Source organism: Stappia sp. (genome assembly GCF_048261845.1).
Classification (GTDB): domain Bacteria; phylum Pseudomonadota; class Alphaproteobacteria; order Rhizobiales; family Stappiaceae; genus Stappia.
Map to the genome: position 1 here is coordinate 33574 of NZ_JBLXFR010000008.1, position 13910 is coordinate 47483.

At 65.9% G+C, this 13910-nt stretch carries 12 protein-coding genes; 7 read left to right on the plus strand and 5 right to left on the minus strand.

What is annotated here, in order from left to right; translation table 11 throughout:
* Positions 1–40 precede the first annotated feature (40 nt).
* Both ACN0T5_RS05525 and ACN0T5_RS05530 read right to left on the minus strand, forming a co-directional pair.
* A complete protein-coding gene (locus ACN0T5_RS05525) occupies positions 41–772 on the minus strand; it encodes a CDP-alcohol phosphatidyltransferase family protein (protein ID WP_417767623.1) in 732 nt (243 codons plus the stop codon).
* 161 nt (positions 773–933) lie between these two features.
* Positions 934–1881 (minus strand): DUF2182 domain-containing protein, encoded by a 948-nt coding sequence (locus ACN0T5_RS05530; protein ID WP_417767624.1) that lies wholly within the window; start codon positions 1879–1881, stop codon positions 934–936.
* A gap of 187 nt (positions 1882–2068) precedes the next feature.
* Between ACN0T5_RS05530 and ACN0T5_RS05535 the strand changes: the two genes are divergently transcribed.
* Positions 2069–3322 (plus strand): UbiH/UbiF family hydroxylase, encoded by a 1254-nt coding sequence (locus tag ACN0T5_RS05535; protein WP_417767625.1) that lies wholly within the window; start codon positions 2069–2071, stop codon positions 3320–3322.
* An 11-nt stretch (positions 3323–3333) separates the two neighbouring features.
* Here the strand turns inward: ACN0T5_RS05535 and ACN0T5_RS05540 are convergent, their stop codons facing one another.
* A complete protein-coding gene (locus ACN0T5_RS05540; protein WP_417767626.1) occupies positions 3334–4416 on the minus strand; it encodes a CaiB/BaiF CoA transferase family protein in 1083 nt (360 codons plus the stop codon).
* A gap of 26 nt (positions 4417–4442) precedes the next feature.
* Positions 4443–5396 (minus strand): AEC family transporter, encoded by a 954-nt coding sequence (locus ACN0T5_RS05545; protein ID WP_417767627.1) that lies wholly within the window; start codon positions 5394–5396, stop codon positions 4443–4445.
* 190 nt (positions 5397–5586) lie between these two features.
* Between ACN0T5_RS05545 and ACN0T5_RS05550 the strand changes: the two genes are divergently transcribed.
* The 3 genes from ACN0T5_RS05550 (at position 5587) to hspQ (ending at position 8063) form a co-directional block, all read left to right on the plus strand.
* Complete coding sequence (locus ACN0T5_RS05550) at positions 5587–6462, plus strand: lysophospholipid acyltransferase family protein (RefSeq protein ID WP_417767628.1); 876 nt, start codon at positions 5587–5589, stop codon at positions 6460–6462.
* Between the two features lie 107 nt (positions 6463–6569).
* On the plus strand, positions 6570–7613 hold the full coding sequence (locus ACN0T5_RS05555) for an HpcH/HpaI aldolase/citrate lyase family protein (protein WP_417767629.1): 1044 nt from the start codon (positions 6570–6572) through the stop codon (positions 7611–7613).
* A gap of 126 nt (positions 7614–7739) precedes the next feature.
* Positions 7740–8063: a heat shock protein HspQ gene (gene hspQ / locus ACN0T5_RS05560; RefSeq protein ID WP_306027437.1), complete on the plus strand. Its 324-nt coding sequence runs from the start codon at positions 7740–7742 to the stop codon at positions 8061–8063.
* Between the two features lie 125 nt (positions 8064–8188).
* On the opposite strand, the gene ACN0T5_RS05565 is transcribed toward hspQ, so the two are convergent.
* Positions 8189–8815: an invasion associated locus B family protein gene (locus ACN0T5_RS05565; protein WP_417767630.1), complete on the minus strand. Its 627-nt coding sequence runs from the start codon at positions 8813–8815 to the stop codon at positions 8189–8191.
* Between the two features lie 345 nt (positions 8816–9160).
* Here ACN0T5_RS05565 and ACN0T5_RS05570 point away from each other — a divergent pair, with 345 nt between their 5' ends.
* The 3 genes from ACN0T5_RS05570 to ACN0T5_RS05580 are packed head-to-tail and all read left to right on the plus strand — an operon-like array spanning position 9161 to position 13858.
* Positions 9161–10996 (plus strand): extracellular solute-binding protein, encoded by a 1836-nt coding sequence (locus tag ACN0T5_RS05570; protein WP_417767631.1) that lies wholly within the window; start codon positions 9161–9163, stop codon positions 10994–10996.
* Between the two features lie 19 nt (positions 10997–11015).
* Positions 11016–12638, plus strand: a complete 1623-nt coding sequence (locus ACN0T5_RS05575; protein ID WP_417767632.1) for an AMP-binding protein — start codon at positions 11016–11018, stop codon at positions 12636–12638.
* Positions 12635–13858: a hypothetical protein gene (locus ACN0T5_RS05580; RefSeq protein ID WP_417767633.1), complete on the plus strand. Its 1224-nt coding sequence runs from the start codon at positions 12635–12637 to the stop codon at positions 13856–13858. Before ACN0T5_RS05575 ends, ACN0T5_RS05580 begins: the two co-directional genes overlap by 4 nt.
* Positions 13859–13910 lie beyond the last annotated feature (52 nt).

The window sequence follows — 13910 nt, forward strand, 5'->3', positions numbered from 1 at the left end:
CTCCTCATGACAAATGCCCGGACGGAATCCAAGTGGGAATTCAGGCCCCGCGCAGGGCTCCAAGGCCCTGCTGCACGGCGGACACGCAGAGCAGGTAGACGCTGGAAACGGCGAGCGCCCACTTGGCGATGCCTTCCGCCGACATGCCGTTGGCGATGGCGAACCCTGCCGCGACAAACCACACGAGCGTCATGGCCAGCGTCAGGATGCGCCACTTCACGACGCGCACCGGATGGATGAAGCGGATCGGGGCAAATGTCAGTGCGCAAAGCGCGACCACGAAGATCACCGTGAACACCTGCGACGACGACAGCACCATCAGGCCGAAGACGACCATGTTCCAGCCGGCCGGGAACCCCTTGAAGGAGCCGTCCGGCTGCTTCATGCCGTTGTCGGCGAAGTACAGCGCACCGGTGAACACGACGAGGCCGCCGCAGATCCAGTTCCAGGGCGTCGACAGCATGTCACTGGCGGCAAGGGCGAAAGCCGGCAGGAAGACATAGGTGGCGTAGTCGATGACGAAATCCAGCGAGGCGCCGGACCATTGCGGCATGCGCCTGGCGATATCGAAACGGCGCGCCAGGGGGCCGTCGATGCCGTCGATGACGAGCGCAATGCCGAGCCAGACGAAAAGCATGCTCCAGTCGCCCCGCGATCCGGCCAGCAGGGCGAGCAACGCGATGGGAGCGCCTAGCGCGGTCAGGACATGAATGAGAAACAGCGGATGGGCGCTTTTGAGCCGTTCCGCGACGCCTGCGTCGATATCCGCCATCTTGCCCTTTGCCACAGGCCTTGCCTCGCGAAATGGTTCGCGTCGTCGATCCGACGAGACGAGAGAAACATCTCCCAAACTCTTCCTATGCCTTCATGTGCGCCAGACTGCAACACAACTGACATGGAATTGTCGCAAATGATCTTGCGCCGACGGCCTGCTCAAAACCCTGTTATTGCCTTCCCGGCATCGGAGGCCGCCAGCAAAAAACCGCCCCAAAGCAGGAACAGTGCCCCGACGGCGCGGGGCACCCACATGGCGTGAACGGTCTTCTCGACAGCCATCAGCAGTCCCAGAACGGCGATCCACACGACATTCATGATGCCGACCGCGAACATCACAGTCATCAGTGCCCAGCAACAGCCAAGGCACAGCAATCCCTGGAAGACGCCAAGACGAAACACGCCGAAGTAATCCTCCGGCACCCGTTCGAGGAAAAAGGGAAGCGGGCGACGGCAACGCATGAGGCAGGCAAGCTTGGCCGGCGTGAACTGGTAGATCCCCGCCGCGATCAACGTGGTCCCGGCAAGGACGAGTGTTGCCGGCGCCATCATCGGCGACACCAGTCGCAGGGCGGTCAGCCCGCCCTGTGCCGCGGTCGCGACGACCGCATAGGCAACCCAGACGGAAAGATAGCCGAGCGCAAGGGTCACGACCGGCAGGGCGCGCGCGTCACGCCCCGCGATCAGGCGCGGCTGCTCCGAGTATGTCGCGATCATCGGTGCGGCACCGGGCAGCATCATGGCCAGCGCCATCATCACCCACATGACGAAGACAAGGCCGGCATCGCCGGCAGACCACGCACTGCCGACAGGCATGCCGAAGGTTGCCGCCCCTTCCGGCAGGCAGATGGCGGCAAGGGCCGCGCGTGCTTCCGCCGGAAGCCCTGAAAAGATGTTGAACCGGTTGAATGCCCCCATCCCGGGCCCGAGTTCCGACATGTCCATGACCGGAACCATGGCCGTGACCATCGCCGCGAGATAGGCCCATCCGGCCAGCGCTGCCACGCCGACAGCCAGAAAGACGGCGCCCCTGGGCCTGCGGGCAAGCGCGTGCAGGCCCGGCATGCGCCCTGCTCCGTCCCGCTGCGTTTTCGCCCGTCCGGTCATGTACGCTTCTCCGTTTCCGCGTTTCGGCCCCGCGCAAGGCACGCGGTCACAGGTAGCAAAGGAGGTGCATCCGTTCATCCGCGTCCTTGCGGATGCGACCAATCGCGCATGTCCCGAGCTTGCAAATCCGCGCCGGACAGTCATCTTCCACACGAGAGAGTATGCAGATCCGCCGAGGGAGCCGGCAATGACAAAGCGCAGATCCGCCAGTTCGGAAAAATCGACGGCAGGGCCCCCTGCCGACAAGGTGGCTGTCGCGATTGTCGGCGCGGGTCCTTCCGGCATGACGATGGCGATCGCGCTTGCCCGTCACGGGTTTTCCGTGGCGCTTGTCGCCCCGGCCCTGCCTGCACATGACGACAGGACGACGGCGCTTCTTGATTCGTCCGTGGAGATGCTGCGCGCACTCGGGCTGTGGGCCGACGTCGAGCCGCATACGGCGCCGCTTCGGCACATGCGCCTGATCGATGCCACGGGGCGCCTGTTGCGCGCGCCGGAGGTCGTCTTCGATGCATCGGAACTGAAGCTCGATGCCTTCGGCCACAACATCCGGAACAGCGAACTGAACAGCGCCCTTGCCGCCGCTTGCGGGCAGGAAGCCTCGTTGCTGCGCATCGAGGACCGGCTGGCGCATGTCGAGACCGGGACCGACGGTGCAACGCTGGTGCTGGAGAGCGGCCGACAGGTCGAGGCACGTCTCGTCATCGGCGCGGACGGCCGCATGTCGGCCGTGCGCACGGCTGCCGGCATCGCGGCGAAGTCCTGGCGCTATCCGCAATCCGCGCTGGTGCTCAACCTCGAGCACGAGGTTTCGCACCACAACCATTCCAACGAGTTCCATACGCCAACGGGCCCCTTCACGCTGGTGCCCCTGACGGGCCGCCGGTCCTCGCTCGTCTGCGTGGAACAGCCCGACGAGGCCGAGCGGCTTTTCGCCATGGACGACGAGACGCTGTCCCTGGAACTGGAGCGCCGGGCTGCCTCGATTCTCGGGCGCATGCGGATCGCCGGCAAGCGGCAGGTCTATCCGCTTGGCGGCATGACGGCGGAAACGGTCGCCGCCAATCGCTGTGCGCTCGTCGGCGAGGCAGCTCACGCCTTCCCGCCCATCGGGGCGCAAGGGCTCAACCTCGGACTGCGCGATGTCGCGGCGCTTGCCGAACTGCTGGTCGCGGCCAGGAGCAAGGGCGAGGATATCGGCTCGGACGCGGTTCTTGCCCGCTACGAGCGCGCCCGGCGCCCGGACATCGCCTCGCGGACCACTGCGGTCGACCTTCTCAACCGGTCGCTGATGAGCGACCTGTTGCCGGTGCAGGCGCTGCGCAGCGTCGGGCTTTATGCGGCCAGCCGTGTGCCTCCCCTGCGCCGCCTGCTGATGCGCGAGGGCATTGCGCCGATGATGGCGCGGCCGCGCTTGATGCGCGGGCTTTCGCTCAGCTGATCAGCAGCCGTTCAAAGCGGCGCCTTGGCGGTCCGGGGACCGCGAAATGCCGGAGCGATCGGCATCACGGTCGCCGGCAGACGATGCGCGCCGGTCTCGACGACGTGGTCGAACAGCCCACGCTCCATGAAATGCGGATCACGCAGGGCCTCCTCCAGCGTTGCGAGCGGTGTGGCGCAGCAGTCCGCGGCCGCAAGCACTTTTGACCAGTGGGCCGTGTCGTGCGCGGCGAAACGGGCGGCAATTGCCGCGCCGGTCGCCACAGGATCGCGCGCGTCGTCACGAAGGTCCGGGGCCAGCCCGACCGCCTCGCACAGCGCCGCCCAAAACTTTTCCTCGAGCGCGCCGACCGCGATCAGTCCGCCGTCGGAGGCCGGATAGATCCGGTAGCGCGGCGAGCCGCCGGTCAGGAGATCATCGCCATTGCCCGGAAGGATGCCGGTTGCGGCAAGCTTCGCATGGGCAAACAACGCGAAAGTGAACATCGCGTCGCACATCGCGATGTCGATGAGCGATCCCCTTCCCGTCCGTTCGCGTGCGAACAGCGCCAGCAGGATGTTGATGACCGCCGGAAAACTGCCGCCGCCAATGTCGGCAAGCTGAGCGGGAGGCAGCACCGGCGCTTCGGCCGTGCCGCAGGACAGCGCAAGCAGGCCGGTCAGGGCCATGTAGTTGAGGTCGTGCCCTGCCTCGCCCGCCCGAGGGCCTGTCTGCCCGAAACCCGTGATCGAGCAATGGACAAGGCGCGGATTGCGCGCCATCAGCACATCGGCGCCAAGCCCGACACGCTGCATCACGCCGGGGCGGAACTGCTCGATGACGACATCGGCCCCGTCCACGAGCGCCAGGACCTTGTCGCGGTCGGTCGGATTCTTCAGGTCGGCCTCGACGCAGGTCTTGCCCCGGTTGAGCATCGCATAGAGCGCGCTTGCCGGCCCGACGCGCGGCGGGAAGAAGCGCATGTCCTCGCCGCCCGGTCGCTCGATCTTGATCACTGTCGCGCCCGCCTCGGCGAGCATCAGACTGGCCAGGGGACCGGGCAACAGCGTGCTGAAATCGACGACGGTGATGCCGGAAAGCGGTTGTTCGTTCATGCAGCTCCCTCTTCTGCCAAGGCTGTTCAATTCAGCGGCAGGAGCCCTTCGGTGATCAGGTAGATGAAGACAGAGACCGTGATGGTCGAGGCAATGGTCCCGAGCAGGATCGCGCTGGACGCGCGCTGGACATAGACCTGATATTGCTGGGCGATCACGAAGACATTCGCCGCCGGCGGCAGGCAGGCCATCAGGACGGCGGTCGCCACCCAGGCCGGATCGAAACCGCCCACCCAGTTGAGCAGCACCAATACGATCAACGGATGGACGACCAGTTTCACGGCCATGATCACCGGCAGTTCCAGCGGCGTGCGTCCCAGCGGCTGCAGGGCCACCGTCACGCCCATGGCAAACAAAGCGCAGGGAGCTGCCGCATTGCTCAGGAAGGTCAGCAGGGTTTCAATCGCCTGAGGAGGCTGGAACTGAACTGCCGCGGCAAACACGCCTGCTATCGTGGCAAGGATGAAGGGATGAGTGAATATCCGCTTCAGGACCGTGACGGCCATGGTCAGTGGAGGTTCGTTGTCGGTGCCGCCGATCGCCATCATCAACGGCACCAGCGTGAACAGCAGGATGTTGTCGAAACAGAAGACCAGCGCCGTCGGCACGGCCGCCGCCGGGCCGAGCACGGCCAGTGTCAGGCCCGGCCCCATGTAGCCGATATTGGAATAGGATCCGGCAAGCGCCTGGATGGTCGCCTCCGGAATGTTGCCGCGCGAGGCCAGCACCCCCACGCAGAAGGCGACGGCAAAGGCGCAGTAGGTTGCGAACGTCGTTGCCGCGACATAGCCGATATTGGTCAGTTCCTCGATCGGCGTCTTGGCCAGCAGGCGGAAGAACAGGGCCGGCAACGCGATATAGATGATGAAAAACTGCATCCAGGCGAGCCCCGACGCCGGGATCTTCTTCAGCTTTCCGGCCGCGACCCCGAGAAAGATCAGGCCGAAGAACGGAAGCGCCAGTGAAATCACATTTTCCATCGGGGTCTCCGGCGGACACGAGGAGGTGTCCGCATGCGGCCGGCATGTTGCCAAGCCCGGGCCGCTTGGTTAATCACCGCAGGCCTAGCGGGTTCGCAAAGACCGGTCAACGGCAGCGAAGGGAACTTTGGAATGACGCGGAGCGGCGACAGCTTGCGATGAGACGGCAACCTCAAACCCGGTCGGGCAGATGACCAAGGGCTCAGAACTGCACGGGCTTCGGTATCGGGCCGAATGGGCCGCGCTCGCCTTCATCCTCTGGTTGCTGCGCCTGCTGCCGCCCGACACGGCATCGTGGCTGATGGGCAAGGCGTGGCGCTTCATCGCGCCGTTCAACAGCCGCCACCGGCGCGCGCTTGGCAATCTCTCCCGCGCGATGCCCGGGCTTTCCCCCCGCGAGAAGCAGCGGATCGTCCGCGACATGTGGGAAAACCTCGGACGCATCGCCGCCGAAACCTTGCAGCTCGACCGGATTTCCGCCGATTCCGCGCGTTTCGACTACGATATCGATGCCGTTCGAGAGACGGTCGGTGACGGCGGCGCCGTTGTGGTGTCACTGCATGCGGGCAATTGGGAAGTAACGGCGCTGGGCGGTCTTGCCGCCGGGTGGCAGCCGGCCGGTGTCTACCAGTCGCTGAAAAACCCGCTGACGGACCGGATTGTCTACGACCTGCGCGCGAGGCTCTACCCCGCAGGACTGTTCCCCAAGAACCACGAAACCGCACGCAGGCTGCTGACCCTGGCGCGCTCCGGTGGCCGAACCGCGATGCTGGCCGACCTTCAGGACCGCCGGGGTGGCGTGATACCGTTTTTCGGGCACGACGCCTATGCAACCCTTTATCCTGCGACCATCGCGCGTGCGGCAGGCGTTCCACTCGTCGCGAGTCGCGTCGTCCGCCTCCCGGGCAACCGCTTCCGGATCGAGGCCCGTATCGTCGAGATGCCGGATACCGGCGATCGCAAGGCGGACGCCCTGGAAGCCACCCGGCGCTACCATGCGCTGTTCGAGCAGTGGATCCGCGAGTACCCCTCCCAGTGGATGTGGATCATGCGCAAGTGGGTCTGACCGGCGCGCGGGCGGACAACACGGCCCCGGACATATCTCCTGCTTGAATGCCGCAGCGCGAATGTATTTATATGCATTGCAGCATAAATGTTCGGGAGGAACAGGACGTGAAGACACCGCGCGCATTCTATCAACCGCTTGCCATAGGGGCTCCCGCCCCCTTGCGCGAGTTGCCGGTTCGGCTGGAACGCATGATCCATTTCGTGCCGCCGCATGTGGAGAAGATGCGCGCCAAGGTGCCGGACCTGATTTCCGGCGTGGATGTCGTCCTTGGCAATCTCGAGGATGCCATTCCGGCCGACCAGAAAATCGCGGCGCGGCGCGGGTTCATCCAGATGGCCCGCGACAATGACTTCGGCACCACCGGCCTGTGGACCCGCATCAACTGCCTCAACAGCCCCTGGGTGCTCGACGATCTCGTCGAGATCGTCAGCGAAGTCGGCGACAAGCTCGATGTGGTGATGCTGCCGAAGGTCGAAGGTCCCTGGGACATCCACTTCATCGACCAGCTTCTGGCACAACTCGAGGCCCGCGCCGGCGTCACCCGCCCGATCATGGTTCACGCCATCCTGGAGACGGCGGAGGGCGTGAAGAATGTCGAGACAATCGCCACCGCCAGCCCGCGCATGCACGGGATGAGCCTTGGACCGGCTGATCTTGCCGCATCGCGCGGCATGAAGACCACCCGCGTCGGCGGCGGTCATCCCGACTACACCGTGCTCGCCGACGCAGACGGAACGGACGCGGCACGCGGCGCATTCCAGCAGGACCTTTGGCACTACACGGTTGCGAAGATGGTCGATGCCTGCATGTCGGCGGGCATCAAGGCCTTCTACGGCCCCTTCGGCGATTTCTCCGATTCCCAGGCCTGCGAGGCGCAGTTCCGCAACGCGTTCCTGATGGGCTGTGTCGGGGCCTGGTCCCTGCACCCGAACCAGATCGACATCGCCAAGCGCGTCTTCAGTCCGGAGCCGGCCGAGGTCGCCTTTGCCCTGCGCATCCTGGAAGCGATGCCGGACGGAACCGGCGCCGTGATGATCGACGGCAAGATGCAGGACGACGCGACCTGGAAACAGGCGAAAGTGATTGTCGATCTGGCGCGCATCGTTGCGGCAAAAGATCCGGCACTCGCCTCCGTCTACGGATTGTAGGTCCGTGTGCAGTGCCGGTCCCGGCAACCGTCGCGACTTGTAAACTGAACGTTGAGGGCGTATGCGCTAGTCTTGAATCAAGGGGAATTGTTCCCCAGACCTGCTCAACTTGGCTGAACTGACGAAATGCGCACCGCGAAATTCATGATCGGACAGGTCGTTCGGCACCGGGTGTATCCCTTCCGGGGGATCATCTTCGATGTCGATCCGACCTTTTCGAACACAGAGGAATGGTGGGAGGCGATCCCGGACGACGTGCGCCCGGACCGCGACCAGCCGTTCTATCATCTGCTCGCCGAAAATTCCGAGACGGAATATGTCGCCTATGTGTCCGAGCAGAATCTCGTTCCCGACGATACGGGGGAGCCGGTCCGCCACCCGCAGGTCGACGAGATCTTCGAGCAGCAGGACGATGGCTCCTACCTGCCCCGCGACGTGGACCTGCACTGAACGGACGGCAGGGACCCGGACGCCGACGGGCTCGTGAGTATTCCGCCTTGGGACAAGCAAAAACGAGGCGATCCCCGGATCGCGGCGTTTTTTTTTATTGCTGGAGAACGTCGAAGCGTCGCCGGTCAGTTCGAGCCGGAGACTTCCTTCTGCTTCTCGATCAGCTTCTGGCGGGCTTCCTCGGCGCGCTTCTGCAACTCGGACTGGAGCTGCTGCTGCTTCTGCTGGAGGGCGGCCGCGTCGATCGGGTCGCCATCATAGACCTTGGTGAAGCCGGACAGGGTCAGCTGGAACGGGACCTGCTTGGCCTGCTGGTTCAGCGTGGTGAGAACCAGGTTTCCGCCCTTCTTCAACGACCCGATGAAATCGTCGTCAATCACCAGCTCCGAATAGCAGGCGTTGGGGAAGCAGATGCCGTATTTCGCTTCGCTCTGCTTGCCGCTGTCGACCTGGACGCGCAGGCCCGGCTGGATCAGCATGCCCGGCGGCACCGCGAGAAGCAGCGTCTTGCGGGCCTCGCCAGCGATCTCGCGCACGGCAACTGACGCCAGGAACTGCCCCGTATCGGTGCGCAGTTCCTGCGTGACGACACAGATTTCCTTGTTGGACTGCGGGTCTGTGTTGCAGATTTTCACCCAGGGCGTATCTGCCGGCGGTTCGACCGTCTGCGCGCCGGCGCCGCCAATGGTGGCGATCGCCGCAGCCACGGCAACGGTCATGCCCGTCAGGTGGTTCTTGAATCTCTCAGCCATGCAATGCGTCCCTAAGTCCATGGTTTCGTCGCAACGGGCAGATATAAGCGCACCGCCGCCGCGAACCGGAGAAAAATGTGTCGCCCACTCGCCCAATCCTCTGCGCAACGAATGCGGCAAGACCTTGGCTCTTGCGGTCACGGGCGCATCTTTACAGCCAAGTCACGCGAATATCCAGATTATCGGCGTGGCGCCGTGCCGTCGCGGCGGTTTGCGCCGCACGCGGAAAGCAGATGTTGCGCGAAAGCCGCACCCGGACCGGCGAGCCGGCACGACCGGCGCCGGGAACGCTGCGTTGAGACGTCGTTAACCATAACAAAGTGATTGCAGGTTAGAGATGATCTCATGATGCAGACACTTAAATCCCTGATTCTCGCGGGCACGCTCGCGCTGGCGGCAACAGCACCGCTGACGGCGCAGGCGGCGGAAGACGTGCCGTGGCGGCACGGCATCGCCATGCATGGCGAACCCGCCCTTGCCCCGGATTTCACCCACCTCCCCTATGCGGATCCGCAAGCCCCGCGCGGCGGCACTGTCACACATGGCGTGCAGGGATCCTTCGACAGCCTCAACCAGTTCATCGTGCAAGGCGGCACGACGACCGCACGCGGCATCCGCGACACGGATTTCGGCGCGCTGGTCATCGAGAGCCTGCTTGAGCGCAACATGGACGAACCTTTCGCGCTTTACGGGTTGCTCGCCGAATCGGTGCGGCTGCCGGAGGAACGCGACTGGATCGAGTTCCGGCTGAACGAAAAGGCCCGCTTTTCCGACGGCACGCCGGTGACGGTCGAGGACGTGATCTTCTCCTTCGGCATCCTGCGCGACAAGGGGCGGCCGCATTTTCGTGCCCGCTACGCGCGCATCACCGCGATGGAAAAGACGGGCGAGCGCAGCGTCCGCTTTACCTTCGAGGACGGTTCCGATCGCGAGTTGCCGTTGCTTGTCGGCATGTCGCCGATCTTCGCGAAGCACACGATCGACCCCGAAACATTCGACAAGAGCACGCTGACGCCTCCGGTCGGCTCCGGCCCCTACGTGATCGATGCCGTCGATCCGGGCAATCGCATCATCTACCGCCGCAATCCGGACTATTGGGCGCAAGACCTGCCGATCCGCCGCGGTCTCTACAATTTCGACCAGGTACGGATCGAGTATTTCCGCGACGAGAACGCGCTGCTCGAAGCGTTCAAGAAAGGGCTGGTGCAGGTGCTCCCGGTCGCGGATCCGGCACGCTGGACGACATCGATCGACTTTCCCGCGGTCGCAGGGGGCGATGTCCTGAAGGAGAGTTTCAGCCTCGGCACACCTGCCGGCATGTACGGTTTCGTCTTCAACACCCGTCGGCCGGTCTTCTCCGACCCGCGTGTGCGCCGGGCGTTGGCCATGCTGTTCGATTTCGAATGGGTCAACCGCACGCTCTATCACGGGCTCTATGCACGGACCGGCGGCTACTTCGACAATTCGCCCCTCTCCTCGCTCGGCCACCCGGCCAGCGCGCTTGAACGCGACCTGCTCGCCCCCTTTGCCGAGGAGATCGAGCCTGCCGTCATGGACGGAACATGGCGTCCGACAGAGGCTGACGGGTCGGGTCGCGACCGGGCCGTGCTGCGTGCGGCCGTCGGTGCACTGGGCAAGGCGGGCTACCGGATCGACGGCGGCGTGATGAAGGGTCCGGACGGAACACCGCTCGCGTTCGAGATGCTGGTCGCGGCCCAGGACCAGGAGCGACTGGCGCTCGCCTATCAGCGGGCGCTCAAGCTCGTGGGCATTGCCACGACGATCCGCTCCGTCGACAGCGCCCAGTACCAGCGCCGCCGCCAGACCTTCGATTACGACATGGTGCTGAACACCTGGCTCGTGTCGTTGTCGCCCGGCAACGAGCAGCGCTATCGCTGGGGCAGCGAGGCCGCCCGCCAGGAGGGCTCGTTCAACTATGCCGGGGTTGCCAGCCCGGCCGTCGACGCGATGATCGACGCGATGCTGTCCGCGCGCGACCAGGACGGCTTCACCGCCGCCGTCCGCGCCTTCGACCGTGCCCTGATCTCCGGCGCCTATGTTGTGCCGCTCTTCCATCTTCCCGAAAAATGGGTTGCCCGCTGGCGGGACATCGCCCGCCCGCAGGCGCATTCCGTTTTCGGTCCCCGTTTCGAGACCTGGTGGTCTGCCAGGGACAATTGAGTGTTGTGGATGTAACGCGATGATCCTGACGCCGCTGAAGACTATCGAGATGCACCGCCAGACCGGCCTTTGGGGTCAGGTCACGCTGGATGCGCTGTTCCGCAAGACCGCCGCCGCCCACCCCGACCGGCTCGCGCTTGTCGATGCGGATGCGGCGAGCGGCGGACTGCGCGACACGCCGCGCCGCCTCACCTATGCTGAGGCCGATCGCGAGATCGCGCGGCTGGCCGCCTTTTTCGCCGCCGTCGGCCTCAAGCAGGACAACGTCGTCGGCCTGCAGAGCGCCAACACTGTCGATGCGGTGATCTCCCTGCTGGCGGCGCTGCGTGCCGGTCTTGTCGTCGCTCCCTTGCCGCTGCACTGGCGCCAGAAGAACGTCATCGAGGCGCTGACGCGCGCCGGGGCCAAGGCGCTGATCGCAGGCGAGAGCTTCGGTGGGCGCTCCATCGGCATGGAGGCCCGCGACACGGCCGCCGAACTCTTCGCGCTGCGGTTCGTCTTCGGTCTCGGGGACGAGGTCGAGGACGGGCTGATGGAACTCGAACAGATCCTCGCCGACCTGCCCGACGACATGGAGCCGGCGCCTGTCCGCCGCGACCCGAACGCCGCCGATCACGTGGCGACGCTGACCTGGACCCGTTCCACCAGCGGCGAGCCGCTGCCCATCGCCCGCAGCCACAACCAGTGGATCGCCGCCGGCCTGATGCCCTATCTGGAACTGTCGCTGCCGCCCGCGCCGGTTTTCGTCCAGCCCTATGCACTGACGGGCATGGCCGGCCTTGGTGCCGGCTTCGTTCCCTGGCTGCTTTCCGGCGGCACGCTGCATCTTCACCACCCGGCCTCGCTGCGCCGGCTCGCCGCCCATGCCGATGCCGTCAAGGCTGACATGGTGCTGTGCCCGGGTTCGCTGGCCCCCGCGCTGGAACGGCGCATCGACACTGCCGAGTGCCGCATCGTGCCCGTGTGGCATGCGCATTCGGCCGCGGCCACGCCCCACCAGACCAACCGTGACGTGGTCGACCTGCATGTCGCCGACGAATTCGCCATGGTCGCAAGACGTCGCGAGGGAAGCGCCCTGCCCCGCCCCTTCGCCAGTGGCCGCATCGGCTCGCCTTCGAGCGCGGCAAAGGGACCGGCGTTGCTGGAAATCGACATCGACACCGAATCCGTGCCCAACACGCTGAAGGTGCGCGGCGCCATGGTCCCCGATGCCGCCTGGCCGGCCTGCAAGGTGCGGGTGCCGACCGACAAGGCCGGTTTCGTCGACACGCTCCTGCCGCTGCGCCAGAACGAGAGCGGCATCACCGCCTTCGGCATTCCCGGCATGACCGCTCCCGGCGTTGGTTCGCTGCCTTCGCTCGATGCGCTCTATGCCGCCTATCCCGGCATCCTGGAGGCGGCCGCCTTCGTCGTCGAGGACGACCTGGTCGGCGCCCGCCTTTATGCCGCGCTGGTTCCCCAAAAAGGCCTGCTCTTCGATGTCGAGGGTTTCTTCGCCTATCTGGAGGCGGAACATGCCGGCCTTGCCGAAATCCCGCTCCGGGTGATGCCCGTCGCCCGCCTGCCGCGCAGCGAAACCGGCAAGGTCGACCGCGCAGCGCTCGCCGCGCGCGCCGGCATGAGCCGGGCCGAAGTGGCGTGACGGGTCCGCTGACCGACATGGAAACTGCCAGGGAAGCGGGCCCGCGCATCCTCGTCGGCCATGCCGGGGGACGCGACACCGAACCACAGGCGCGGAGCCTCGTTGAAACCGGTCCGGGCGCCTTTGCCTGTCCGGACGATGCGCGCGAGCTTGCAGCGCTTCCCGATGCGCTCGTCTGGGTCGGCGGGCCGGCGGACGGACTGCCCCCGGCCTTTGCGGTCCTGCGCGAAAGGGCACGCGCGGCGAGGATCGCCCTGCCGCTTGTCATCGTCGGCGACCGGATGCCGGCCGGGTTCGACGTGCGCGCTGCCGACGTGATTGTGCCCGGGACCTGCCCGCCGACCGTCCTGCAGGAACGCATCGCGGAGGCCGTGCGCCAATCCCTGCGCATGGAGGAGGCCCGGCTGCGCCGGTCCGCCTTTGGCCGCGATCCCTTTGCCCCGGATACAAAGCCGCTCCTGCCGGAAGAGGATGCGGCGCGGCGCACCCGCATTCCCGTTCTTGTCGCCGGCAATGGCAGCCGCATCGCCGCCGCGCTGTCGGGCGGCCTGTCTGCCATCGAGCTTGTCGGTTGCCTGACACCGGACGCGGCCCTTGCCCGGCTTGGCGAACACCCGTTCCGCATGCTGGTGGCGGACCTTCCCGAGGCGCGCGCGCTGGAGCTTGTCGCCGCCCTGCGCCGCGACCCGCGCCACATCGCCCTGCCGGTCATGGTGCTTGCGGAGGGGCAGCCGGCCGCCGCCGCCTTGCTGGAGGCCAGCGCCAGCGACGTCGTCACTTCGACCGCGCCCGACGACGAACTCGGCGCCCGCTGCCGCATGCTGTTGCGCTCCGGCGCGCGGCGGCACCTGGCCGGCGCCTGCCTGTCGCGCTACCGGGCAAGCGGACCGCGCGTGCGAGCCGAACTCCCGCATGATGCGTTCGAACACTATCTCGCCGCCCTGCGGCGCGTCCTTGCCTTCCGCGGCGGCGAACCGCACCTGCTGCGGCTCGACGAGATCGACGTCGCAACGCCGCCGATGGCCGCCGACAATGACGATCCCTTCGCGGCGGCAATCGGAAATCCCGTACGCTCGGCTGCGCTCGCCGCATCGCGCGACGAGGATTTTGTTGCTAGGGTGGCCGAAATCGGCGACGTCGCGCTGGTTCGCAACCGGCAAGCGCTCGAACGTATCGAGCGTCGCATTGCGGCCATCGTCGCCAGCACAAGTTTCGCCTGACGCCTTTCGGAGCATGGCTTCGAGCGGCAGTCAGGCCAGCCTACAAGGAATG